This window comes from Cupriavidus basilensis (assembly GCF_008801925.2).
Classification (GTDB): Bacteria; Pseudomonadota; Gammaproteobacteria; order Burkholderiales; family Burkholderiaceae; genus Cupriavidus; species Cupriavidus basilensis.
This window is the reverse complement of record NZ_CP062803.1, coordinates 4,382,044-4,407,168: the sequence shown is the minus strand read 5'-3', so window position 1 is coordinate 4,407,168 and position 25,125 is coordinate 4,382,044. Positions and strand designations below refer to the sequence as shown.

The window sequence follows — 25,125 nt, the reverse complement described above, 5'->3', positions numbered from 1 at the left end:
GCCGCCATCTGCGCGAGGTGGCGCAAGCCAGCCATGAGCCCGTGCCCAGCACGGGCTTTTTTACGCCGGTAGAATCCCCCGATTCATTGGGACTCTTCATGCAAACCGGCATCATCTACGCGCTGCTCGCCTACATCATCTGGGGCTTGCTGCCGCTCTATATCAAATCCCTCCACGGCATCGCGCCCATGGAGATCCTGCTGCACCGCATGGTGTGGTCCCTGGTGTTCCTGGGGCTGGTGCTGACCTGGCGACGCCACTGGGGCTGGCTGCGCGGAGTCTGGACCAATCCGCGCTTGCTGGCCGGCTTCGTCGCCAGCGCGCTGCTGCTGAGCGGCAACTGGTTTCTCTACATCTGGTCGGTATCGAACGGCCGGGTGGTCGACGCCAGCCTGGGCTACTTCATCAACCCGCTGTTCAATGTGCTGCTGGGCGTGCTGTTCCTGCACGAACGGCTGCGTCCCGGCCAGTGGGCCTCCATTGCGCTGGCTACGGCAGGCGTGGTCTGGCTGACCGTGGCCGCCGGGCAGTTGCCATGGATTGCGCTGGCGCTGGCCGCCACCTTCGGCGGCTACGGGCTGCTGCGCAAGACCGCCACGCTGGGCGCGCTGGAAGGCCTCTCGCTGGAGACCATGCTGCTGTTCCCGCTGGCGGCAAGCGCTCTGGCGTACCTGTTCGCGACGGGCCAGGCCGACTTCACCGAGGTGGGCGGCGGGGTGCAGTTGCTGGCGCTGCTTGCCGGGCCGGTCACCGCCGTCCCCTTGCTGCTGTTCGCGGCCGGCGCGCGGCGTATCCCGCTGTCCTTGCTGGGGCTGCTGCAGTACACCGGCCCGACGCTGCAGTTGCTGCTAGGCGTATGGCTCTGGAACGAGCCGTTCCCGGCCAGCAAGCAGATCGGCTTCGCGATGATCTGGATATCGCTGGTTGTTTATGCGGTCGAGGGGATATGGGCGGGACGCCAGCGCGCGAAGCTCGCGCCGCAAGGGTGAAAGAGGGGCCTCCAGGAGGCCCCTCTTTATTTGCACGAACAATGGACCAAGCCAATCGTAAATAGAAAATATTCTTTACATGGATAGCTTACGTGCCGTCGAGACAGTTCGCTCAACGAGTAGTGAGCCAGGTCTTGGCGATCCACATCGAAATTATTCTTTCCACTTATCAAATAGAACGTATAAAGACTACTTTGATTGGTAGCGAGAATACCAAACCCCGCTACCCGAACACACCCGGTCAGTAAAGCCCACGCACTTGCGCGTGCAGCCGTACCAGCCCCAGCAGCGCATCGATGTTGGGGGTCGCGATCCCGACGTGCTCGCCGATTTCCCGCACCGATGCCACCAGCGCATCGATCTCCAACGGCCGCCCGGCCTGCGCATCCTGCAGCATCGAAGTCTTGAAAGCGCCCAGCTTGCGCGTGACCTGGCTGCGCTCCTCGCCGCTCTGCGCAATCGGGCAACCGATGACCGCACCGATCTTGCTGGCTTCTTCCATCACCGCCAGGCAGAAACGATTGACCAGCGGATCGTCGAGGATGCGGTCACAGGTGGCGCCGGTCAGCACGGAGACCGGGTTCATCGTCATATTGCCCCACAGCTTGAACCAGACGTCCTGCTGGATCGCGGCGCTGCGCTCTACCTCCAGGCCGCCACTGGCAAGCAGGCTGGCCACGGCCTCGAGCTTGCCGGCTGCCTTGCCTGTAGCGCCACCCGCGGCGCCCAGGATCAGGCGTGCGCCAAAGCCGTGGCGCACCGTGGCCGGGGCCGGCGTGGAGGCGGTCAGGTGCACCACGCAACCGATCACCTGCGCGGACGGGATGGCGCGCGCAATGGCGCCTTGCGGATCCACGGTGCGCAGCGACAATCCGGCATGCGGGCCGGGGCGCTCGAAGAACCACCACGGCACGCCGTTCATTGCCGTCACCACCACCGTACCGGGACCGATCAGTGGCCCGATGGTCTGCGCCAGCTGCGGCAATGCCGGGGCTTTCACTGCCAGGATCACCACATCTTGCGTACCTAGCGCTGCGGGATCGCCTTGCGCGTTGACCGGAAACGTCTCGGTGCGCTCGCCCTCGATCAGGGTCAGGCCTTGCGAGCGCAGCGCCTCCAGCGTCTGGCCGCGCGCCAGTACGTTCAGCGCCTGGCCGGAACGGCCGAGCCGTGCGCCGATAAAGCCGCCAACGGCACCTGCGCCGACGATGCATAGGGATGTCATGACTGCCTTGTTCCAGTTTGTTTATTCTTACGACGAATCAACGGCAACTAATCACGATACGATTCATCGATACGATCAATTTCACGGGTCAGTGCTGCGAACACATCTTCACCCGCGCCGAACTTGGGATTGAACTGCAGCGAGTCACGCGTGCACTTGCGCTGGATCTCCTCGGGCACCGGCAGCGCCGCCCCCATGGCCAGCGTGGCCAGCTGGATCTCGCAGGCACGGTTGAGCAGCCAGAGCGTGGAAAAGGTACGCGCGATGCTGTCGCCCCAGGCTAGCAGGCCATGATTGCGCAGGATCACGGCGGGCTTGTCGCCGATATTGCGCACCAGGCGTGGCCCTTCGTCGTCGTGCACGGTGATGCCCTCAAACGGATGGTAGGCCACCTTGTCGAACAATTGCGCCGCGTAGAAGTTGCTCATCGACAGGCCCTGCGCCGAACAGGCGACCGCCATGCCCGCCGTGGTGTGCGTGTGCATGACGCAGTGCGCGCCCGGGATGCCGGCGTGGATGGCCGCATGCACAGTAAAGCCGGCCGGGTTGACCGGCCAGGGGCTCTCGCCGATGACCTGCCCCGCCAGATCGACTTTCACCAGGTTGGAAGCGGTCACCTCCGCATAGCGCAGGCCAAAGGGATTGATCAGGAAATGGGGGTTGCTGCCGTCGCCACCAGCCTGCGGCGGCAGGCGCAAGGTGATGTGGTTGTAGATCAGCTCGGTCCAGCCCAGCCGGTCGAAGATGCGGTAGCAGGCGGCGAGCTTGACGCGCGCCTCCCATTCCGCCGGATGACAGTTGGCTACAGCCATGCAGGTCTCCTCTCGCGTTGCTCGCGGCGTCGGTGCGCGCGCTTCCGGAATGCGGTTCTGGTGGGATTGGGCCCGGATGTTAGCGCGGGGGAAACCCATCCCGCTGCCCAATTGATTATCATGTTAATGATTTTACGGGACTGGTCAAGCCGGGGACTACCCGCAACGCCCCAGGCTCAAGGCAGCGTGTTGCGCATGATCAGCAGCCACGGCATGTGCGAGTTGGTGACGCCGTCGATCATGCCCGAATCACCGAGCTCGATCAGCTCCATCGACACCGATTGCTGGACATTGCCGCCGATGGCCTTGACCAGGCGTGCCGCCGGGTCGACCTCGACCACGATGTCGCAATGCATGGGCGTGGTGCCAAAGCCAATCTCGGCCGCGCTGTCGAGGTACTTGTCGCGCCCGCGCGCGGCGCAGATCAAATCGCCCGGGCGGGGCATGGCGGGCAACGGCTCGACGCGGAACGCCGGCGCGGGCAGGATGCCGTCGCGTGCGTCCACCACGTACATCGAGTGCGAATCGCCAGTCAGGAACTGGCGATCATCAAGGCCGGCCTTGCGCATCACCCAGGAAATAAACACGGCAGACCAGGCCCAGTTTCCCTGGGTGATCTGACGGCAGGTGACGGCCTTGCCAACGATCGCCCAGTAGCGTTGGGCGAGCTTGCAGCCCTGCGGCGTGGCCTCCATGCCGGTGCCATCCGGAAAGTGCAGGCAGGCCGGCTCGCTGCTCTCTTCTTCCTCGCGATCGGCGGAGCGGTCGGCAGAGCGGTCCGCGGCATCCTCCGCGCCATCCGCATTGGACCCCGCCACCGGCATGCCGGGCAATACAGGTGCTGGCAGCGGGCTGTCGGCCACGCACGCGGTGTCGTCGCGGCCCAGGCGCACGGTCTGGCCACCCCAGCGCTGCCATTCCTGCCAGGCGATCTCGACGATGCGCTGGCGCTGCGTGGCGCCGGGCGTTGTCACGGGTCTTTCCGTATCGGGGAGGGGGGTCGCCTGAGGCCGGGCGGGCGGGGAAGGCGTGGTGCAACCCGCGACCAGCGCGAGCGCCATCAACAGGCTCAGGCCAAGCCCTCGTACCTGTGGAAAATTTTGTGGGAAACGTTGTGAATAAAGCTGTGGAAATCTGCCGCGCGGCGAACGAAGGTGCATGAGAGTCCTACTGAGCAGGACGCCCTAGACCCTTGTATTTACTGAGGGAAGGCGCCGATAGGACACTATCTTACCGGGCTGGCGGAGGGTGCGGCGTATACCGCGAAGCGGCAGGATAACCGCGGGTCAAACACTGTGGATAACGCGCCCCGCCTGGCGCTCACCCATGCCATCAGGCAACTGGCGGCGGCACGGCGGGGTTGATCCAACGGGGCAGGCACGAAACCGCCCGCGGAACTCACTGGTTCACTGCGTCCTTGAACTTCTGGCCAGCCTTGAACTTGACGGTCTTGGCGGCTTCGACCTTGATTTCTTCGCCGGTGCGCGGGTTGCGCGCCATGCGTTCGCCGCGCTCGCCCTGGCTGAAGGTGCCAAAGCCGATCAGGCTCAGGGTGTCGCCCTTGGCCACGGCTTCCATGATGGCGCCAAGCGTCACGTTCAGCGCTTGTTCTGCCTTGGCTTTGGTCAGGCCGTCCACGCCGGCCGCGATGGCGTCGATCAGTTCGGTTTTCGTCATGCTTCACTCCGTGTCGAGTTGATAAAACAAGGACGCCTGGCTGGGCCGGCGCACTGCGCACCGGCGCCGGCAAAGGCGCCGCGGGCCACATCATACCGTGTCGGGCCACGCCAACCGGGAACAGATTGTTACAGCGCATCCCGCTCCAGGCCGCGCTGGCTGGGGCTTTGTGGGGATTCGGGGAGATAGGCAGGGCCTTCGACGGCGTCAGGATGGGCCTCAGGTGCGTAAACGCACCCAGGTGTCCCAGAGGGCATCCACGCCTGAAAAACGGCGCCAATCGCCTTATAGACCCTCTCAGGGGCATTGCATCGCAGTAGCGCGGCCCGGTGCCAATGGCCATTGAGCGGCGTGCAGAGGCTATGCCCGCTCGCCAAGGGCTCCGAGAGGCGCTGTGAGCGTTTCTTTCGCTGGAGCCGAGCTGCGGGACCGCGTACCCATTGCAGCGTAGCAGCGAGGCTCGTGGGGCCATCAGGGATGGTATGCACTATTGTGCATGCCGCTCGATGGGCAAGCGCGGCCGAAATCCCGGTGCTATTCGCGTCGTGCATGCGCAGGCCTGGCGGTTAACGGTGCGCGTTTACGCGCCAGGCGGCGCGAACGTATACCGCTGCCAAACGGAGCGTATACGTCCGCGTCCGGCATGAAGAGGAGGCGTATACGCGGTCTTTCTCGTCAAAAAGCCATCGCGGCACGGCAGTAAACCGTGCTGCGGGCAGCAAATTTCTTCTGCTCAAAAAAGAAGCCACGTCTGAAGCGGCTTTTCAGCCCTTTATTTTTGCCTGGTTCTTTTTGCTCACCGATAGCAGGACGTAGTCCTTTCTGTTTACTTCTTTCTTTAATGTATACAGATAGTAGTAGTAGGTAAACGGCTGCCTTTTCTGTGGATAACCGCGTAAACGCTTTTCAAATCAGTGTGTTGCAAGAAGCAGAAGTGGTGGGACCCGGTGTTGGCGGACGTGGATGACTTAGCCGTTTGGCGGAGGGTGTCGGGTGCAACCCTCCGACTTATGCCTGATGCATCCCCATGCCAACCCCAGGCAGCCCACATGAATTGCATGTCTTTATCCCCAGATTTTTGCCGGGTTATCCACAGACGATCGACGGTGCCGCGGTCGTATACGTAAACATCGAAGCGCTGATTGAGGCTGTTTTTGGTGATGGGCCTTCCCTGTCAACCAGCGCGTCGTATACCTGGCCTGACGGGTAAGGGTTCAGGCGGATTGCCCGTATACGCCTATTTGCCGGCAAGGGGATGCCGCAGCCAATATGGGCAGGTATCATCGCCATCGCGCCCGGGCGGCGCACGGCCACGCGGGGTGGCAGGCAGGCGGATCTATACGGGATGGCACATGGCGGAACAGGCAAAGCAAGAGGCATTGAAGCAGGAAGTGACTGACGCGAAAGACGCCAAGCGCGTCAAGAGTCCGAACGAAGGCAAGCGCAAGACCGCGTCCGACCGCGTTGAAGTGCGCCGCTCTGGCGTGCATGGCAAGGGCGTCTATGCGAACGCACCGATTGCCGAGGGTGAGCGCATCATCGAATACAAGGGCGAGCACATTTCGTGGAAGGAAGCGCTCAAGCGCCATCCGCACGATCCGGCGGATCCCAACCATACCTTCTACTTCAGCCTGGAAGACGGTGACGTGATCGACGCCAAGTTCGGCGGCAACCGCGCGCGCTGGATCAACCACGCCTGCGAGCCCAATTGCGAGGCGCGCGAGAAAAAGGGGCGGGTGTTCATCCACGCGCTGCGCGACATCGCCGGCGGCGAGGAGCTGTTCTATGACTATGGGCTGGTGATCGACGCGCGCTACACCAAGAAGCTCAAGAAGGAGTTCGAGTGCCGTTGCGGCAGCCCGAAATGCCGCGGCACCATGCTGGCGCCGAAGGAAAAGAAGGCCAGGTAGGGCGCTGGAAAAGAGAAGGGCGAGCCGCTTCGCAGCTTGTCCTGCCTCAGACCGTCCCGGCGGCCTCGCACGGGATGCGGATCACAAAGCGCATGCCGCGCACCTCGGCTTCTTCCCCGGAGGCGGGCACATCCTCGATGCGGATGGTGCCCTGATGCAGGCTGATGATCTCATGCACGATCGCCAGGCCCAGGCCAGCGCCGCCGGGCGGTTGCGCCGGTGCATTGGGCCCGGGCGTATGGTCGCCGCGGAAGAAGCGCTTGAAGACTTCCTCGCGGCGCGCCGGTGCGATGCCTGGCCCGTTGTCTTCCACCATCACCACCGCCATGCCGCGATGGCCGAGTGCCTCGCCGCCGGCGCGTACGGTGATGCGCCCGCCGGGCGGCACATATTTCACGGCATTGTCGATCAGGTTGCTAAGCGCTTCGCGCAGCAACAGGCGGTTGCCGCGCACCATTGACGGCGCGGTGCCGGTAAAGGTGGGGCCGGGCAAGGTCTCGAAGCCCAGGTCGATCTGGCGTGCCAGCGCCTGCGGCACCCACTCGGCGCCGGTCTCGAAGGCCAGCGTGGCCAGGTCGAAATGCTCGATCGGGCCCAGCCGCTCCAGCGACAACCCAGGCTCGGCGCGGGCCAGCGAGAGCAGCTGGTTGGACAGGCGTACCGCGCGGTCGGCTGCCGATTGCAGCTCGCGCAGTGCGTGGTCTGTCACCGCGGGATCCACCGACTGCACCGCGCGGTCGGCGTGCAGCTTGACGGCGGTGAGCGGCGTGCGCAACTGGTGCGCGGCATCGGCGATGAACTTGCGCTGCGCATCCAGCGCATCTCGCAGCCTGGCCAGCAGTGCGTTGAGCGCGCGGATCAGCGGCTCCACTTCGGCCGGCACCTGGGTTTCATCGAGCGGCGCCAGCGAGCGCGCCGTCTGGCGATTGAGCTTGTCGGTGAGGATCTGCAGCGGCACCAGTTCTTCCTTGAGCACGTGCGAGAGGATCAGGCTGCCCACCACCAGCAGCAGGATCAGCGGCACGGAGACCGAAAGCAGGATCTCGTTGGCGGCGGTCTCGCGCCGGTCCAGCAGCTCGGCCACTTCCACCACGATGGGTCCGCGCGGGACGCGCCCGGCCTCGCTGGTGGCCAGTTCATCCGAGGCCGGGCTGGGCAGGTTGACCGGTAGCCGCACGGCGCGCACCTGGCGCCCGCTGAACCAGGCGTAGAAGAGCCGCGCATCGTGCAGCGAGGTTTGCCCGGTGCCGTAGCCCAGCCAGGTGTCCATGCCGCCGATCAGCCCGTCTGGGCCGTGGATGCGCCAGTAGATGCGGTCGGTGCCTTCGGCCTCGACCAGCGTCTGCGCAATCATCGGGATGTCTTGCTCCAGCCGGGGGCCGGCAATGCGGATCTGCTGGGCGATATTGTTGGCCACGCCATACAGGGCGCGGTCGAATACCTGCGTGGTGTAGTGCGCCGCCAGCCAGTAGGAGAGCGAGCCGCTGGTCAGCACCAGCGCGAACAGTGGCGTGGCCAGCGCGCGCAGCAAGTGCACGCGCAGGCTTTGCGTGGAGGCCGAGCGCGCGGATGGCGTCGCGGCGGTGGTTGCAGCGGCTGTTGCGGCTTTGCCGGATGCGCCGCCGGCGGCGTCGGTCAGGGCCTTGGGAGGCTGGGCAGGACGTGGGCGCAGCCACATGGCAGGCTTCTCCCTGGGCGCGGCGTCAGGTGCCGGCGCGGATCTGCAGCAGGTAGCCGAAGCCGCGCACGGTCACGATCTCCACGTCGCATTCTTCGAGCTTCTTGCGCACGCGGTGCACGTAGACCTCGATCGCGGTATCGCCGACCGTGTCGCCGCCTTCCCCTGCGGGATGCGCGAAAGTGGCGAGGTGGTCCTGCAGCTGTGCCTTGCTGACCACGCGGCCCTGGCGCTGCAGCAGCAACTCCAGCACGGCGAATTCGCGCGGCGAGAGCTCCAGCGGCTTGCCATCGATGAACATGCGGCGGTCGTTGCCCGACAGGCGCAGCCGGCCGAGCCGCACGTCGCGCTCGGGCGCGGCCTCGCCGTGCTGGCTGCGGCGCAGCAATACGCGCACGCGCGCCTCCAGCTCGGGCAGGGCGAAGGGCTTGACCAGGTAGTCGTCGGCGCCGGCGTTCAGGCCGGAGAGCTTGTCTTCGAGCTCGTCGCGCGCGGTCAGGATGATGACCGGCGTGGAGCGGTTGCGGGCGCGGTAGCGCGCCAGCAGGGTCATGCCGTCGATGCCGGGCAGGCCCAGGTCGAGGATCACCAGGTCATGTTGTTCGCGCAGCAGGTGCTCGGTGGCGTAGACGCCGTCGTGCACCACGCGCACTTGATGGCCGGCTTGGGCCAGGCCGGCTTCGACGCCACTGGCGATCTGACGGTCGTCCTCGATCAGAAGGATACGCATGGTGGCAGGCTGGGAGGCTGGAAAGGGATCGGGAGAGTAACGAAAGTTACAAACGGTCAGCCGCTGATTGTACAGCGCACGACCGCCAGCGAGCTTTCGGTTTGCCTACAGTCTCCGGAGTGTCCTGGCTTGCCGCGTGCGTGCTCAGGCTTTCGCCAGCGAAGCCGCCACGCGGTCCATGAAGGCGGCCAGGTCGGTGTCGCGCCGGGTCAGGCCGTTGGCGTCATGGGTGGACAGGGTGACGTCGACCCGGTTGTAGACGTTGAACCACTCCGGATGGTGGTCGGCCTTTTCCGCGGCCAGCGCCACGCGCGTCATGAAGGCGAAGGCGGCATTGAAGTCGGCAAAGGTGAAACGCTTGTGGATCGCGTCGCGGTCATCGACCGTGCTCCAGCCGGGCAGGCTGGCCAGCAGCGGTGCACGTTCTTCAAGCGTTAGGGGCACGACAGGCGCAGGGGACATGATGGGCTCGATGGTCGAAAAGGAAGTGGGCAAAGGGCAATGCCGGCCCGCCTGCTAGGCCTCCCGGTCCTTGCGATGTGCATGGAGGTGGGGGCGGAGCGGGCATGCCGTCATTGTTTCACAAAGGGCGCGCGCGGGTAGCGTGGGTAGCGCGTGTCAGACGTCGTCGCTGTCGGCCCAGCCTTCGCGCGAGCCGCGCTGGAGCACGAGGTCGGATTGCCCCACGTCGCCCGCGCCTAGCGTGGGCTGTGCGCGCAGTTCCTCATACAGCGGCGCAAAGTCGGGGCGGGTGGCGTCGAACAGCTGATCGAAGCTGTCGATCACGAAGTACGTCTTCTGGAAGGTGTCAATGCGGTAGCGCGTGCGCATGATGCGCCGCACATCGAAGCCGATGCGGTTGGGGCTGGCCGAGTCCAGGCTGTAGATCGATTCGCCCTGGCTCGACAGGATGCCCGCGCCGTAGATGCGCAGGCCTTGCGGCGTGCGGATCAGGCCGAATTCCACGGTGTACCAGTACAGCCGCGCCAGCATGTCGAGCGCGCCCAGCGAGGCGGCCTTGAGCCCGCCCTTGCCGTAGGCCTCCATGTAGTTGGCAAAGACCGGGTTGATCAGCAGCGGCACATGGCCGAACACGTCGTGGAAGCAGTCGGGCTCCTGCAGGTAATCGAGCTGCTCGGGCTTGCGCATCCACCAGCTGGCGGGAAAGCGGCGATTGGCCAGGTGCTCGAAGAACACGGCATCCGGCACCAGGCCGGGCACCGCCACCACCTGCCAGCCGGTGGCGCGCATCAGGGTTTCGTTGAGCTGGTCGAAGCTGGGCACGCGGTCGCGCTCCATGCCCAGCGCGGACAGGCCTTGCAGGAACTCATCGCAGACGCGGCCGCGCAGCATCGAGGCCTGGCGGTCATAGAGCTTGGCCCACACCGCGTGGTCGGTGTCCGTATAGCGGTCCAGTGGCTGCGCGATGGTGAAATCGGGGCGCAATTCCTGGCCAGACAGCAGGCCGGCGTCGAATTGTTCCTTGAGCTTGTCGGTCAGGGTGCCGGAAAAGCTGGCCTGGGCGTCGCCAGCGTGGGTGGCGGTAGCCATTGCGTCCATGATGTTTTATCTCCTGCAGATTTACCGCACAGTTTAGCTAGGAGATGACGCAAATGGCCCGCAAAAACGGCTTGGATTCGTCAAGTGATGCACTAAGTGCGCAAAAATTTGGTATTGTCTGCGGGAAATGTGCGTGGGTGCGCTGCCAGCGACAATCGGCGTGCCGCCAGGCGGCGCGGTAGCATTCCTAGCCGCAGGCCTGGTGCACGACAAGAAGCGATTCCGACTCGACCAACGCGACCGAAGCGACATGACCATGATCAACCTCGACCCATTCGACCTCGCGCTGCTGGCGGCGTTGCAGACCGACGGCCGCTCCACCCACCAGCAGCTCGCCGAGCGCATTCATCTCTCACCCAGCCAGATCGGGCGTCGGCTTGCGCGGCTGGAGGCCGACGGCGTGATCACCGGCTACCGCGTGGTGCTGTCGCCGCCATCGCTCGGGCTTGGCGTACTGGTGTTCACCAGCGTCAAGCTGGCCCACCACGGTGACACGATCGTCGAGCGTTTCCGCGAGGACATCCTGCTGCTGGAAGAAGTGCAGGAGTGCTACTCCGTGGCGGGCGAGGCCGACTACCTGCTGCGCATCATGGTGCCCGACCTGCCGACGCTGGCCGAATTCACGATGAAGAAGCTCATGCGCGTGCCGGGTGTGGAGAGCGTGCGTTCCAACATCGTGCTGACCGCGCTCAAGCGCGACGGGCCGTTGCCACTGTCGCATTTGCGCTAGCCTGCGGGCCGCTCGCAGCGCGCGCGGGCTTGCGCTTGCCATCGGCGCATGTCACCCTCGCCGGGTGCCGTAATCGGAAGGGGGCAGGATGACGCAGATCGTCGCGCGGATGGACAAGCGTGAGAGACGTGGGTACTGGTGGGCCGCCGCGGCCTGCCTGCAGGCTGTGTTGGCGACGATGCCGGGTTCCGGCCAGGCAGCGCAGGTGGTCCGTTTCTCGCCGGAGGGCGAGGTCGCTCGCGTGCGGCAGGTGGCGATCCGCTTCGACGAAGCCATGGTGCCGCTGGGCGACCTGCAGGCGAGCCCGCCCGCCACGGTGTCCTGCAATGGCAGCGCGATCACCGGACAGGCACGCTGGATCGACGCGAAGAACTGGGCATTCGATTTTGCGCGCGACCTGCCGCCAGGCGTCAAATGCACGGTGCGCATGGTGGCCGGCCTCAAGAGCGAGGCCGGCAAGGCATACACCGGCAAGCCGGAGTATCGCTTCGAGAGCGGCGGTCCCACCGTGGTCTCCGCGCGTCCCGGCGGCGGCGAGATCGAAGAGGACCAGGTCTTTGCGCTGCGCTTCAACGGCCCGGCCACCGCCGACTCGGTGCGCAACGCCGCCTGGTGCCAGGCGCAAGGCCTGGGCGAGCGCATTCCCGTGCGTCTCGTTGCCGGCAAGGAGCGCGACGCCGTGCTGGGCGCGCTGCGCTGGAAGCTGAAGGCAGACGAGGCGGATACCGTCCACCTGCTGGCCTGCCAGCAGCGCCTGCCGTCCGGCGCGCGCATGCAACTGGTGCTGGGCGGCGGCGTTGCCACGCCATCGGGGCTGGCCACGCGCGACGAACGGCGCTTCGACTACACCGTGCGCGAGCCCTTCACCGCGAGCTTTACCTGCGAGCGAGAGCGCGCGCAGTCGCCCTGCACGCCATTGCGGCCGATCTCGCTGTCGTTCTCCGCGCCGATTTCGCGCAAGGACGCCGAGCATATCCTGCTCAATACGCCAAAAGGCCCGCGCGCCCCGCAGTTCGAGCCGGAAGCGGCGCGCGACGCGCCCGTCAGCAATGTCAGCTTCAAGCCACCCTTTGCCGAGAAGACCGAGTTCACGTTGTCCGTACCCGCCGGCCTGAAGGACGACAGCGGCCGCTTGCTGTCCAATGCCGAGCTGTTCCCGCTCAAGGTGAGCATGGCCGCGATGCCGCCGCTGGCGAAATTCTCGGCCGCGCCGTTCGGCGTGCTCGAGCGTTTTGGCGAGCTGCCCAAGGGCAAGCCAGCAGCCGACTATCCGGCGCTGCTGCCGGTGACGCTGCGCAATGTCGAGGCCGACCTGCCGGCACAAGGCGTGCGCGCGCAAGCCGGCACGGTACGCCGCCTGAAGGTGGACGACGATGGCGCGGTACTGCGCTGGTACGGGCTGGTTCGCCGGCTGCACGAGGGCAGCTGGACGCGCGGCGAGCTTGATGCCATTCTCGCCGGCCGCTCGCCGTCCGAGGTCAACAACCCGCGCAATGCGCCCTCCATCGAGACCCGCTCCATCTCGCTGCTCGATGGCGTGGCCGGTGCGCGCAAGCTCGCCATCCCGCAACTGGCTGAGCCGGGCGGCAAGGCGCCACGCCCGTTCGAGGTGGTCGGCATTCCCCTGCCCGAAGCTGGCTTTCACGTAGTGGAGATCGCTTCGCCGATGCTGGGCGAGGCGCTGCTCGGCAAGCCGGCGCCCATGTACGTGCGCACTGCCGCGCTGGTGACCAACCTCGGCGTGCATTTCAAGCTCGCGCGAGGCCCCGGCAAGATGACCGCGCTGGCATGGGTCACTACGCTCGACGACGGCAAGCCGGTGGCCAATGCCGCGGTGGCGCTGCGCGATTGCAGCGGCAAGCTGCTGGCCTCGGGCCGCACCGATGCCGCCGGGCTGGCGAGTTTCAACGGGCTGGACGACGTGCGCGAACGCAGTTGCGACGACACCGGGCTGTCTGGCTATTTTGTTTCGGCACGCATCGCCGCGGACCATCCGCAGGCACGCGGCCAGGCCGACATGGCTTTCGTGATGTCCGACTGGAACCAGGGCATCGAGAGCTGGCGCTTCAACGTGCCGACCGACACCAGCGCGGTGCCGGACGTGCGCGTCCATACCATCTTCGACCGTACCTTGCTGCGTGCCGGCGAGACCGTGTCGATGAAGCACATGATCCGCACCGAGACTGCGAATGGCTTCGCATTGCCGGGCGCGGGCGATCCCTTGCCGGCAAAGCTGGTCATCCAGCATGAAGGCAGTGGCCAGACTTACGAGCAGCCGGTGCAATGGCGCAGCACCGCTACCGGTGGGCGCAGCGCCGAAAGCCCGTTCGCGATTCCCGCCGCGGCGAAGCTGGGCGTCTATACGGTGTCGTTCAGCGATGCGAAGGACCGCGTGCTGGACAGCGGCAGCTTCCGCGTCGAGGCCTTCCGCCTGCCGGTGCTCGCGGGCACGCTCAAGGCCGGCAGCGGCGGGGCGCTGGTGGCCCCGGCGGAGGTGCCGCTCAACCTGGAAGTGCACTACGTCTCGGGTGGTGGCGCGGCAGGCTTGCCGGTGCAGGTGTCGGCGCTGCTGCGCGACAAGTACGTGCGCTTTGCCGACTACGACAGCTATGCCTTCGCCGCGCCGCGCAAGCCGCAAAAGGACAGCAGCGGCGATGAGGACGAGGGCGAGGATGGCAATACGCAGCGCGACGATGGGCAGAAGCTGGTGGCGGACAAACTGGCGCTGAAGCTGGACAAGAACGGCGGCGGCACGCTCACCCTCAAGAGTATGCCGAGGCTAGACGCACCCAAGGACCTGGTGGTGGAGTCGGGCTTTGCCGATCCCAACGGCGAGATCCAGACGCTGCGCCAGACGGTGCCGATGTGGCCGGCGGGCGTGGTGGCAGGCATCCGCACCGAGAGCTGGGTCTCGGTCAGGCAGAAGCTTCCCGTGCATGCCGTGGCGCTCGATCCGCAGGGGCGGCCGCAGGCCAACGTGCCGATCTCGCTGCGCGCGCAGGTGCGCATCACCACCTCGGTGCGCAAGCGCGTGGTGGGCGGATTCTATCGCTACGACAACCGCAACGAGAACAAGGACCTGGGCATCGTGTGCGAGGGCCGCACGGATGCGCAAGGCCGCATGCAATGCGACGTGACGCTGCCCGAGGCCGGGCAGGTGGAACTGATCGCGCAGGCCCGGGATAACGCGGGACGCGTATCGCAGGCCGCCACCTCGGTCTGGGTGACGCGCCAGGGCGAGCTGTGGTTCGGCGGCGAGAACAACGACCGCATCGACCTGCTGCCCGAGAAGAAGGCCTACGCGCCGGGCGAGACCGCCGTGTTCCAGGTGCGCATGCCGTTCCGCCACGCCACCGCGCTGGTGGCGGTGGAGCGCGAGGGCGTGCTGGAAACCAGCGTGGTGGAGCTCAACGGGCGCGATCCCACGGTGCGGGTCAAGGTCAGGCCGGAGTGGGGCCCCAATGTGTATGTGTCGGTGCTGGCGTTGCGCGGGCGCTTGCGCGAGGTGCCCTGGTATTCGTTCTTCACCTGGGGCTGGCGCCAGCCGACCGAGTGGTGGCAGGCGTTTCGCAGCGAGGGCCGTGAGTATGCCGCGCCGAGCGCGCTGGTGGACCTGTCCAAGCCCGCATTCCGCCTCGGGCTGGCGGAGATCCGTGTGGGCAACGAGGGCTACAAGCTCGACGTGAAGGTGACGCCCGACAAGACGAGCTACCCCGTGCGCGGCAAGGCACAGGTAGCCGTGCAGGTGAAGCTGCCCGACGGCAAGCCTGCCGCCAATGGCGAAGTCGCGCTTGCCGCGGTGGATGAAGCCCTGCTGGAGCTGATGCCGAACACGAGCTGGGATCTGCTCGACGCCATGCTGCGCCGGCGCAGCTATGGCGTGGAGACCGCCACCGCGCAGATGGAAATCATCGGCCGGCGCCACTATGGCCGCAAGGCCGTGCCGGCGGGCGGCGGCGGCGGCAAGAGCCCGACGCGCGAGCTGTTCGATACCTTGCTGCTGTGGAATCCGCGCGTGCAGCTTGACGGCGAAGGGCGCGCCACGCTGACGGTGCCGCTCAACGATTCGCTCACGCGATTCCGCATTGTGGCCGTGGCCGACCTGGGCGTGGGCCGCTTCGGCAACGGCAGCGCCACCATTGCCGCCACGCAAGACCTGCAGGTGATCTCGGGCCTGCCGCCGCTGGTGCGCGAGGAAGACCGCTATCGCGCCCTGTTTACGCTGCGCAATACCACGCAGCGCGCGATGACGGTGCAGGCCGTGGCCCGTGTGAGCCCGCCGGGACAGTCCGCGCAGCCGCAGGCGCTGGCTGCGCAGACAGTGGAGATTCCCGCGGGCGAATCGCGCGAGGTCGGCTGGGATGCGGTCGCGCCGCTGTTGCCGGCGGGCTCGTCGGCCCAGGACGGCACGGTGCAGTGGGAGGTGGAAGCGACCGAGGCCGGCAAGACGGGCGGCGCCAGCGACCGCGTCAAGCTCTCGCAGCAACTGGTGCCGGCGGTGCCGCTCACCGTGCAGCAAGCCACGCTGGCGCAGCTCGCGCCAAACCTGTCGGTGCCGGTACGCGCACCGCAGGGTGCGCTGGCCGATGGCGCGGGGCAGCCTCGCGGTGGCTTGCAGGTGAACCTGCAAGCCTCGCTGGCAGGCGGCATGCCGGGCGTGCGCGAATGGTTCCGCAACTATCCGTTCTCGTGCCTGGAGCAGCGCGCCTCGCGCGCGATCGGGCTGGGCGATGCGGCGCAGTGGAATGCACTGACTGCGCAACTGCCCGGCTATCTCGACAACGACGGGCTGGCCTCGTATTTCCCGCTGCAAAACGACGGCAACGCCGGCAGCGAAGTGCTGACCGCCTACCTGCTGGCGGTGTCCGACGAAGCCGTGCGCGCGGGGCTGCCGCTGCGCCTGCCCGACGAAACGCGGGCCCGCATGGAAAGTGGATTGGCCGCGTTTATCGAGGGCCGCATCAAGCGCGAACGCTGGGCACCGACGCAGGACCTGGAAGTGCGCAAGCTGGCGGCGCTAGAAGCGCTGTCGCGCAGCGGCCACGCGCAGGCGCGCATGCTGGGCTCGATCCAGATCCTGCCGGCGCAGTGGCCCACCTCTGCGCTGCTCGACTGGATTGCCGTGCTGTCGCGCGTGCAGGATATCCCGCAGCGCGACGAGCGCCTCGCGCAAGCGCAGCAGATCCTGCGCTCGCGGCTGACCGTGCAAGGCACGCGGCTGGCGTTTTCCACCGAGCGCGACGACAACTGGTGGTGGCTGATGAGCGGCGGCGATCTCAACGCCGCGCGCCTGTTGGCGTTGTCGCTCGATCTGCCCGGCTGGAAGGACGAAAGCGCGCAACTCGCTACCGGCTTGCTTGGCCGGCAGATGCGCGGCGCCTGGGGCACGACCACGGCCAACGCCTGGGGCTCGCTGGCGATCACGCGCTTTGCGCAAGCCTTCGAGAAGACGCCGGTGTCGGGCGCCACGCGCGTGTCGCTGGAGGGGGTGCCGGATGCGTCGCGCAGCTTCGACTGGGCGCGCGCCGCGAAGGCGGATGGCGTGGCAAGCGGCAGCCTCACCCTGCCGTGGCCACGCGCGGGCGAGTCCGCCACGCTGCAGGCCGTGCAGCAAGGCGCCGGCAAACCCTGGGCCACGGTGCGCGCGCTGGCGGCGGTGCCGCTGGCCGCGCCGCTCTCGGCGGGCTACCGCATCACGCGCAGCGTGACGGCGGTGGAGCAGGCGGTGGCGGGCAAGTGGTCGCGCGGCGACACGTATCGCGTGAAGCTGGAGATCGATGCGCAGGCCGACATGACCTGGGTGGTGGTGAGCGACCCGGTGCCCGCCGGCGCCACCATCCTCGGCAGCGGCCTCGGGCGCGACTCGGAGATCGCCTCGCGCGGCGAGCGGCGCAAGGGCGCATGGCCTGCGTTTACCGAGCGCACGCCGCAGGCCTTGCGCGAGTACTACGCTTACATGCCGCGCGGCAGTGCCACGGTGGAATACACGGTGCGCCTGAACAATGCCGGCGAGTTCGCCTTGCCGCCCACCCGGGTGGAGGCGATGTACGCGCCGGATGTATTCGGCGCGCAACCCAATGCCAGACTGACCGTAGGAGTACGCCCTTGAGCTGGCTTGCAATGATGATGCCCGCGCGGGTGCGCGAGTGGTGGCTGGCCGGCGCGATGGCCGGCCTGGTCTACGGCGGCCTGCTGGTCACCGTCGCGATGGATTCGCCGCCCGGCGCGCCGTTGAACGGGCAGATCGCCTTCCAGCCGTTGTGGAAGACCGCCATGGCGTTGCTGCTGGTACGCGCCGCGCGCTTCCATCCCTTGCGTCGCGAGCGGCGCTGGCTGATGGCGGCGTTGCTGTTTTCCGCACTGGGGGACTTTCTGTTGGCGATGCCGTGGCTGTCGTTCTCCTTCATCGGCGGCCTTGGGGCTTTCCTGATCGCGCACTTCGCTTACCTCGGCTTGTTCGTGCCCATGGCGGGCGACTGGCGCGCGCATCGCCTGATCGCTTGCGGTGTGGTCATGGGCGCGGCTGGCGTGATGCTCGCGCGTTTCTGGCCCAATCTGGGCACGTTGGCGGTGCCGGTCTCGGTCTATGTCGGCGCGCTCGCGGCGATGGCTTGCGCCGCGTTACTGGCGAAACTGCCGACGCCGCTGGCGGCAATCGGCGCGCTGTGCTTCGCCGTGTCTGACGGCCTGCTCGGCACCGCGCGGTTCCTCGTGCCGTTCGATACCTTTGCGCTCGGCATCTGGTGGACCTACGCGGCCGCGCAAGTGCTGCTGGTGGCCGGCGTGGCGGCCGGGCGGGACAAATGAACGCGGGGCTGCGCGCGGTAGCCGTGATGGCCTGCGTGGCCTGCGCGCCCGCGCCTGCGCTGGCGCTGGCTTCCTTCGACAGCGTGCGCGCCGGCTGGCGCAGCGCGGATGTGGTGGTGCTCGACCGCCATGGCGAAACCCTGTCCCGCGTGCGCGACGATTTCCGTGCGCGCCGCGGCGACTGGGTCACGCTGGTGGAGATATCGCCCGCGGTGCGCACCGCTATCGTGCTGTCGGAGGACCGCCGCTTTTATGCGCACAGCGGCGTGGACTGGCAGGGCGTTGCCGCCGCGGCGTGGGCCAACCTGTGGAACACGCGCACACGCGGCGCTTCCACCCTGACCATGCAGCTCGCCGGCTTGCTCGACGAGGACCTGCGGCGTGCCGACAGCGGCCGCAGCCTGAGCCAGAAGATGGCGCAGGCGGTGCGCGCGACGGCACTGGAGCGCAACTGGAGCAAGGACCAGATCCTCGAGGCGTATCTCAACCTGGTGCCGTTTCGCGGCGAGCTGGTTGGCCTGTCCGCGCTGTCGCAGGCGCTGTTCGGCAAGTATCCGAGCGGCCTCGATGCACGCGAGGCGGCCCTGGCGGTGGCGCTGGTGCGTGCGCCCAACGCGCGTGCGCCGCAGGTGGCGCAGCGCGCGTGCGGCATCCTGCGCGAGCAGCAATTGCCCAAGGCATGCGACGGGCTGGACGGCTTCGCGCAACTGGCGCTGCTGCGCAGCAGCGCCAGCACCACGGGCATGACAGCGATGCCGAACCTCACGCCGAACCTGGCACCGCATCTGGCGCGCTTGCTGGTATCGCAAGCCCGCGGCGCCGGCCCGGTGCCTGCCACCATCACGTCCACGCTCGATGCCGGCCTGCAGCGCATCGCCACGGCGAGCCTGGATCGACATCTGCGCGAGCTTGCCGGGCGCAATGTGGAAGACGGCGCCGTGGTGGTGATCGACAACGCGCGTGGCGACGTGCTGGCCTATGTGGGTTCGTCGGGCGCGTTGTCGGCGGCCGCGCAGGTCGACCACGCGGCCGCGCCGCGCCAGGCCGGATCCACGCTCAAGCCGTTCCTCTATGAGCAGGCGCTGGAGGCACGGCGGCTGACCACGGCATCGCTGCTGGACGACCGGCCTGTCAACCTGCCCACGGGCGGCGGTGGGGGCCTCTATGTGCCGCAGAACTATGACCGGCAATATGCGGGCTGGGTGAGCATGCGGGCCGCGCTGGCGTCGTCGCTGAACGTGCCCGCGGTGCGCACGCTGGTGATGGTCACGCCGTATCGCTTTCACCAGCGCCTGACCGCGCTCGGCTTACCGCTGGCGCAGGCCGGCGATTACTACGGCTACAGCCTTGCGCTGGGTAGCGCCGATGTGCCGCTGGTCGCGCTCACCAATGCTTATCGCGCCTTCGCCAACGGCGGGCGTTTTTCGGGCGTGCGGCTGCGCGCCGATGCACCGCCGGCGACCGTGCGCGCGGTGATGTCGCCAGCGGCGAGCTACCTGGTTGCCGACGTGCTGTCGGATCGCCATGCGCGGGCGCGCACGTTTGGCCTGGACAGCCCGCTGACCACGCGCTTCTGGACCGCGGTCAAGACGGGCACGTCGAAGGACATGCGCGACAACTGGTGCGTGGGCTGGTCGCAGCGCTACACGGTTGGCGTGTGGGTGGGAAACGCCAGTGGCGCAAGCATGCATGAGGTCTCGGGCGTGTCCGGCGCCGCGCCGGTGTGGCACGAGATCATGGAGGCGCTGCACCGCTCGGTGCCGAGCGTGGCGCCATCCATGCCTGCCGGCGTGGAGCGTGTGCCGTTGCGCTTCGCCGATGATCTCGAGCCCGCGCGCGATGAGGTCTTCCTCGCGGGTACCGCCATGCGTGTTGTCAACCTTGCCAGCGCGGATAGCGTGCGTGCCACCAGGGATCGCGTTACCGCCATCGCCAGCCCTGCCGACGGGACCGTGTTCGCGCTCGATCCCGATATCCCTCCGGCAGCGCAGCGCGTCTGGTTCCATGCCGAGGGCGTCAGCGGGCAGACCGCGCAACGCGTGAGCTGGCGCATCGACGGCAAGCCGCTGGGGCGCGGCGGCCAGCTCTCCTGGCTGCCCTGGCCGGGCCGGCACGAGGTGGAGTTGCTGGATGCCGCGGGCAAGGTGGTTGACCGCATCGGCATCGAAGTGCGCGGCGCCGTCGCCAAGGCGCCGCGCCGCTGATTACGCGGCTGACGATGCCGGCGCGAGCGGTGCACGCGCCTTGAGGAAGTCGACGAACACGCGCAGCTTGGCCGGCATCAGCAGGCGGCCCGGGTAGTAGAGGTAGAAGCCATCGAACGGCGGCAGCCAGTCGTCCAGCACCGTGACCAGATGGCCCGAGGCGAGCGGTGCGCGCAGCAAGGCCTCGAACTCGTATAGCAGCCCGAGCCCGGCGAGCGCTGCCTGGTGCAGCAGGGCCTTGTCATTGGCGATCAGCGCGACGCCGGTATCGACCGTGGCCTGGCGCGCGGCGTGCATGAACTCCCAGCGATAGACCTGGCCCGCGGGGCCGAAGCGGTAGTGCAGGCAGGCATGCGCCTGCAGGTCACGCGGCAGCTTGGGCTTGCCATGGCGCGCGAAGTAGTCCGGCGTGCCGGCCACCACCATGCGCATCGGGCCGGTGATGGGAATCGCCACCATATCGCGCTGCAGTGCTTCGCCCAGGCGCAGGCCTGCATCGAAGCCCTCCGCGATCAGGTCGGTCAAGCGGTCGTCGACGGCCACGTCGACGCAGATCGACGGATAGAGCCGCATGAACTCCACCAGCACCGGTTGTAGCGCGGTGGCCGCAGCCGAGTACGAGGTGGTGATGCGCAGCGTGCCGGCGGGCATTTCGCGCTGCTGACGCGCGTCGTCGGCCGCGGCCCCGATCTCCGTCAGCGCGGGCTCCACGCGGGCCAGCAGCGCGGCGCCGGCTTCGGACAGGCCGACCCGGCGCGTGGTTCGTTGCAGCAGGCGCACGCCCAGGCGCTGCTCAAGTTGGCGGATGGTCTGCGAGATGGCCGATGGGCTCACCGCCAGCGCCGCGGCGGCGGCGGTGAAGCTGCCCAGGCGCGCCACGCGGACAAAGGCGGCCATGGCGGGCAGCAGGTCGGGGTCAAGGGAGACGTCAGGCTTCATGATGCGGCGAGGGTAGCATGGCGCGCCTTGCCGCGAAGCGTGCGGCGGCGCGTTGCTAACGCGAGGCTTCTGGCGCGGATACTGACAGATGCGGCAACCGTGAATGGCTGAGCAAGCCAAATACCAATGCCGCCGACGCAACGGTGATCGCTGCAAGGATATACAGCAGGAGCCGGAAGGCATCGCCATAGCCTTGCACCAGTGCCTGCTCGCTCGCCTGCGGCAGCAGGGCCATGGCGCGGGGCAGGTCGCCCATGGCGAGCCGGTGCGCGGCTTGCGCCAGCGCGGCCGAGGGCGCAGTGGCGATGGCGTGCAGCCTGGACTGGGCAAGCCCGGCAAGCATGGCGCCAACGATGGCCAGGGCAATGCCTTCGCCCGCCACCCGCGTGGTGCTGAAGATGCCGGTGGCCATGCCCGCGCGCTCTTTGGGCACCACGCTGACGGCCAGGCCATCCATCAGGCCCCAGGGCAGGCTGATGCCAAGGCCAATCGCCAGCATGGGCAGCACCAGCCCGGCGCTTGGCTGGCCCGGCGCGCAGTGGGCCAGCCATAGCAGGCCGGCGGCGCACACCAGCAAGCCCAGGCCGCAGATCAGGCCGGCCGAGAGCCAGCGGGTCAGATGGCCGGCCAGCAGCGGCACCACCAGCATCGGTGCGGACAGGGCAATCATCATGCGGCCGGCTTCGATCGCGCTGTAGCCTTCGATGCCGATCAGGCGGACCGGCAGCAGGACTTGCAACACCACGTACGAATACGCGGGCGCGGCCGCCAGGAATTGCACGCCGACAAAGCGCGGATAGCGAAACAGCGACAGGTCCAGCATAGGCGCGCGCACGCGCTGCTCGATCATGACGAACGCCAGCATCAGCGCGGCGGCGCTGGCCAACAGCACGACCACCGGCAAGCTGTCCCAGCCGCTGTCCGGCGCGCGCAGCACGGCATAGGTGAACAAGCTCAGCGCGCCGGTAAAGGTGCCCGCCCCTGGCCAGTCGAGCCCGCTGGCGGCGGGGTCGCGCGACTCACGCATGCAGCGCGCGCCCAGCACCACGGCGCAAACGGCGATCGCGGCTGCGCTGAGGAAGACGCTGCGCCAGCCGGCTTGCCCGATCAGCCATCCCGCCAGCACCGGCCCGAAGGCGAGTCCCACGCCGAACGTGGTGCCCAGCAAGCTGAATGCGCGGGTAGCGGCCTGCCCCTCGAACTCCTGCGCCAGTGCTGCCATGCCCCCGGCGAAGGCGGCGGCACCGGCCACCCCTTGCGCTGCGCGCAGGCCATCCAGCCAGGCGATGTCGGGCGCTGCCGTGAGGGCCAGCGAGCTAAGCGCAAAGCCGGCAATGCCGGCGAGGAATACGCGCTTGCGCCCGAAGCGGTCGGCCAGCGCGCCGGCTGCCATCAGGCAGCTGCCGAAACACAGCATGAAGGCGTTGGTGACCCAGTTCAGCGCGATGGGGCTGCCGCCGAGATCGGCGGCAATCGCTGGCAAGGCGACCGCCGGGCCGGTGAAGCTCAGGGGCATGGCCAGCGCGGCAAGACAGACCGCGCCAAGGATCATCAGTTTTTGCGCCGTGGTGTGCGCGGTGTCAGGTGCAGGTTTGGGCATCGGGAGTCCGGGTTGGAGGGCGGGCGAGCGCCGCATGTTGCTGCCGCCGATCGCACGTGACCGTGGGCATTCGCGGAAGTGGACTGATGATAGGATGGCCTTAATGCGTCTTAAAGCACCCGTAATGCCGTGCTTAGCGGACAAAAATTCTCTAATGAAGCGGCATGGATCGTCATGGATATGCATGGATAGTCTTAGTGGCCTCTACGCCTTTGTGCGCGCGGCGCAGACCCGGAGCTTCGTCGCGGCGGGACGGCTTCTCGGTGTCTCTCCATCGGCCATCGGCAAGAGCGTGATGCGGCTCGAGGCCAGGCTTGGCATCCGGCTGTTTCACCGCAGCACGCGGCAGATCCGCCTGACGGAGGAGGGCGCGCTTTTCTTCGAGCGCTGCCGCCGCATCCTCGAGGAAATCGACGACGCGGAACTGGAGTTGTCGCGGCTGCAGGAGGCGCCGCGTGGCCGGCTGCGCATCAGCGTGCCGGCGATCGGCTATCGCCTGTTGCTGCCCGACCTGGCTGCGTTTTGCGCCGCTTATCCGGAGATCGAGTTCGACCTGGATTTCAGCGACCGCATGGTGGACGTGGTGGAGGAGGGCTTCGACCTGGTGATCCGCAGCGGCGAGCTGGTGGATTCCCAACTGATGGCGCGGCGCCTGCGGCCTTTTCGCCAGGTGGTGTGTGCCGCGCCGGACTACTTCGCGCGGCGCGGCATGCCCAGGCGGCCGAAGGACCTGGAGCAGCATGTTTGCCTGCGCTATCGTTTCCCCTCCAGCGGGAAACTGCAGGACTGGGTGTTGACGCAGGATGCCGATGGCGAGGAAGTGCGTTTGCCGGGCACGTTCGCCTTGAACAACATCGAAGGCGTGCTGGCCGCGGCGATCGGCGGCCTGGGCATTTGCTACGTGCCGGATTTCGTGGCGCAGGAGGCGCTGAGCGATCAGCGGCTGGTGACGGCGCTGGACACGTACAACGTGGTGCAAGGCACATTCTGGATGCTGTGGCCATCGAGCCGGCACATGCTGCCTAAGCTGCGGGTGCTGGTTGACTTCCTGTCCCGCCGGGAGAACCCGGGATGAGAGCCCGTTGCCCTTCCCATCGACCATGGGGTCCAGCTTAAGAAGGTAACCCGATTGTGAAGCTATGCTTCATGACGCATGCAGCGTAGCCGGCTGTTTCCGCGCCCCGGTCTTGGCGATACTGCCGAGGTTCCTCAACCAAGGAGTTCCGCATGACCGCACTACGCAAGCTGGGCCAGCATGGCCCACAGGTATTCCCGATTGGCCTGGGCTGCATGGGCATGAGCGAGTTTTACGGCGCGCATGACGACGCCGAATCCATTCGCACTATCAATCATGCTATTGATAAAGGCATCAATTTTATCGATACCGCTGATATTTATGGTCCGTATACCAACGAAAGCCTGGTAGGCCGGGCCATCGCGGCTCGCCGCGACAGCGTGGTGCTGGCGACCAAGTTCGGGATTGTGCGCGACGCCGCCAACCCGGTGGCGCGCGGCGTGGATGGCCGGCCCGAATATGTGCGAGCCAGCTGTGATGCCAGCCTCAAGCGGCTCGGGGTGGAGCATATCGACCTGTACTACCAGCACCGGGTCGATCCGCAGGTGCCCATCGAGGAAACCGTGGGTGCGATGGCGGAACTGGTGAAGGCGGGCAAGGTGCGCTGGCTGGGACTGTCGGAGGCCGGCGCGCAGACCATCGAGCGCGCGCATGCCGTGCATCCCATCACCGCGCTGCAAAGCGAGTATTCGCTGTGGACGCGCGACGTGGAGGCGGGTGGCGACCAGAGCATTCTCGCTACGTGCCAGCGGCTCGGTATTGCCTTCGTGCCATACAGCCCGCTGGGCCGGGGTTTCCTGACCGGTGCCATCCGCAGCCCTGAGGATTTCGCGCAGGACGATTACCGCCGTACCAGCCCGCGTTTCATGGGCGAGAACTTCGCGCGCAACCTGGTGCTGGTGGACAAGGTGAACGCGCTGGCGCGCGACAAGGGCTGCAGCCCGGCGCAACTGGCGCTGGCGTGGGTGCTGGCGCGTGGCGAAATGCTGGTGCCGATCCCTGGCACGCGGCGCGTGGCCAACCTTGACGACAACCTTGGCGCGCTGGACGTGGTGCTGAACGCGGCCGACATCGCGGCCATCGACGCCGTGTTCCCGGCAGACGCAGTCGCGGGTACGCGTTATCCGGGGCAGGTGATGTCCTTGCTGGCGCGCTGAACCGGCTGAACCTGTGGAGCGTGGGGGGAGGC

Annotated in this window: 18 protein-coding genes; 8 read left to right on the top strand and 10 right to left on the bottom strand. The window is 67.2% G+C overall.

The features are described 5' to 3' along the window. Window positions 1-98: 98 nt before the first annotated feature. Entirely contained in the window at window positions 99-989 is an 891-nt protein-coding gene (gene rarD / locus F7R26_RS20250; RefSeq protein ID WP_150987582.1) for an EamA family transporter RarD, read from the top strand. A 241-nt stretch (window positions 990-1,230) separates the two neighbouring features. On the opposite strand, the gene F7R26_RS20245 is transcribed toward rarD, so the two are convergent. From F7R26_RS20245 to F7R26_RS20230, 4 genes are all read right to left on the bottom strand, one after another. Continuing rightward, window positions 1,231-2,214, bottom strand: coding sequence for a 2-dehydropantoate 2-reductase (locus F7R26_RS20245; protein ID WP_150987581.1), 984 nt, complete (start codon window positions 2,212-2,214; stop codon window positions 1,231-1,233). Between the two features lie 47 nt (window positions 2,215-2,261). Further along, a complete protein-coding gene (locus F7R26_RS20240; protein WP_150987579.1) occupies window positions 2,262-3,026 on the bottom strand; it encodes a class II aldolase/adducin family protein in 765 nt (254 codons plus the stop codon). 176 nt (window positions 3,027-3,202) lie between these two features. Next, window positions 3,203-4,186 (bottom strand): DUF2272 domain-containing protein, encoded by a 984-nt coding sequence (locus F7R26_RS20235; RefSeq protein ID WP_150987577.1) that lies wholly within the window; start codon window positions 4,184-4,186, stop codon window positions 3,203-3,205. A 238-nt stretch (window positions 4,187-4,424) separates the two neighbouring features. Then, window positions 4,425-4,703, bottom strand: a complete 279-nt coding sequence (locus F7R26_RS20230) for an HU family DNA-binding protein (protein ID WP_006162250.1) — start codon at window positions 4,701-4,703, stop codon at window positions 4,425-4,427. A 1,352-nt stretch (window positions 4,704-6,055) separates the two neighbouring features. On the opposite strand from F7R26_RS20230, the gene F7R26_RS20225 reads away from it, so the two are divergent. Then, complete coding sequence (locus F7R26_RS20225; RefSeq protein WP_193692102.1) at window positions 6,056-6,613, top strand: SET domain-containing protein; 558 nt, start codon at window positions 6,056-6,058, stop codon at window positions 6,611-6,613. A 46-nt stretch (window positions 6,614-6,659) separates the two neighbouring features. On the opposite strand, the gene F7R26_RS20220 is transcribed toward F7R26_RS20225, so the two are convergent. From F7R26_RS20220 to phhA, 4 genes are all read right to left on the bottom strand, one after another. Further along, window positions 6,660-8,291 carry a sensor histidine kinase gene (locus tag F7R26_RS20220; protein ID WP_150987575.1) on the bottom strand — a complete coding sequence of 544 codons (1,632 nt, stop codon included), beginning with the start codon at window positions 8,289-8,291 and terminating at the stop codon, window positions 6,660-6,662. A 25-nt stretch (window positions 8,292-8,316) separates the two neighbouring features. Further along, window positions 8,317-9,021 (bottom strand): response regulator transcription factor, encoded by a 705-nt coding sequence (locus F7R26_RS20215; protein ID WP_150987573.1) that lies wholly within the window; start codon window positions 9,019-9,021, stop codon window positions 8,317-8,319. A gap of 144 nt (window positions 9,022-9,165) precedes the next feature. Further along, window positions 9,166-9,483: a 4a-hydroxytetrahydrobiopterin dehydratase gene (locus F7R26_RS20210; protein ID WP_150987571.1), complete on the bottom strand. Its 318-nt coding sequence runs from the start codon at window positions 9,481-9,483 to the stop codon at window positions 9,166-9,168. Between the two features lie 156 nt (window positions 9,484-9,639). Beyond that, window positions 9,640-10,572 carry a phenylalanine 4-monooxygenase gene (gene phhA / locus F7R26_RS20205; protein WP_150987621.1) on the bottom strand — a complete coding sequence of 311 codons (933 nt, stop codon included), beginning with the start codon at window positions 10,570-10,572 and terminating at the stop codon, window positions 9,640-9,642. A gap of 259 nt (window positions 10,573-10,831) precedes the next feature. Between phhA and F7R26_RS20200 the strand changes: the two genes are divergently transcribed. The 4 genes from F7R26_RS20200 to pbpC all read left to right on the top strand — a co-directional run bounded on the left by F7R26_RS20200 (window position 10,832) and on the right by pbpC (window position 20,322). Continuing rightward, the gene (locus F7R26_RS20200; protein WP_150987569.1) at window positions 10,832-11,311 is read left to right on the top strand and encodes an Lrp/AsnC family transcriptional regulator; all 480 of its coding nucleotides are present in this window, start codon (window positions 10,832-10,834) and stop codon (window positions 11,309-11,311) included. An 88-nt stretch (window positions 11,312-11,399) separates the two neighbouring features. Next, a complete protein-coding gene (locus F7R26_RS20195) occupies window positions 11,400-17,420 on the top strand; it encodes an alpha-2-macroglobulin family protein (protein ID WP_150987567.1) in 6,021 nt (2,006 codons plus the stop codon). Continuing rightward, entirely contained in the window at window positions 17,417-18,118 is a 702-nt protein-coding gene (locus tag F7R26_RS20190) for a lysoplasmalogenase (protein ID WP_150987565.1), read from the top strand. The genes F7R26_RS20195 and F7R26_RS20190 overlap by 4 nt, the downstream gene beginning before the upstream one ends. Further along, window positions 18,115-20,322 carry a penicillin-binding protein 1C gene (gene pbpC / locus F7R26_RS20185; protein WP_150987563.1) on the top strand — a complete coding sequence of 736 codons (2,208 nt, stop codon included), beginning with the start codon at window positions 18,115-18,117 and terminating at the stop codon, window positions 20,320-20,322. The genes F7R26_RS20190 and pbpC overlap by 4 nt, the downstream gene beginning before the upstream one ends. On the opposite strand, the gene F7R26_RS20180 is transcribed toward pbpC, so the two are convergent. Then, entirely contained in the window at window positions 20,323-21,261 is a 939-nt protein-coding gene (locus F7R26_RS20180) for a LysR family transcriptional regulator (RefSeq protein WP_150987561.1), read from the bottom strand. A gap of 55 nt (window positions 21,262-21,316) precedes the next feature. Continuing rightward, window positions 21,317-22,861 carry an MFS transporter gene (locus F7R26_RS20175; RefSeq protein ID WP_206702497.1) on the bottom strand — a complete coding sequence of 515 codons (1,545 nt, stop codon included), beginning with the start codon at window positions 22,859-22,861 and terminating at the stop codon, window positions 21,317-21,319. Between the two features lie 184 nt (window positions 22,862-23,045). Here F7R26_RS20175 and F7R26_RS20170 point away from each other — a divergent pair, with 184 nt between their 5' ends. Continuing rightward, on the top strand, window positions 23,046-23,936 hold the full coding sequence (locus tag F7R26_RS20170) for a LysR family transcriptional regulator (protein WP_150987559.1): 891 nt from the start codon (window positions 23,046-23,048) through the stop codon (window positions 23,934-23,936). A gap of 152 nt (window positions 23,937-24,088) precedes the next feature. Continuing rightward, window positions 24,089-25,093 carry an aldo/keto reductase gene (locus tag F7R26_RS20165; RefSeq protein WP_150987558.1) on the top strand — a complete coding sequence of 335 codons (1,005 nt, stop codon included), beginning with the start codon at window positions 24,089-24,091 and terminating at the stop codon, window positions 25,091-25,093. The last annotated feature ends 32 nt before the right edge of the window (window positions 25,094-25,125 follow it).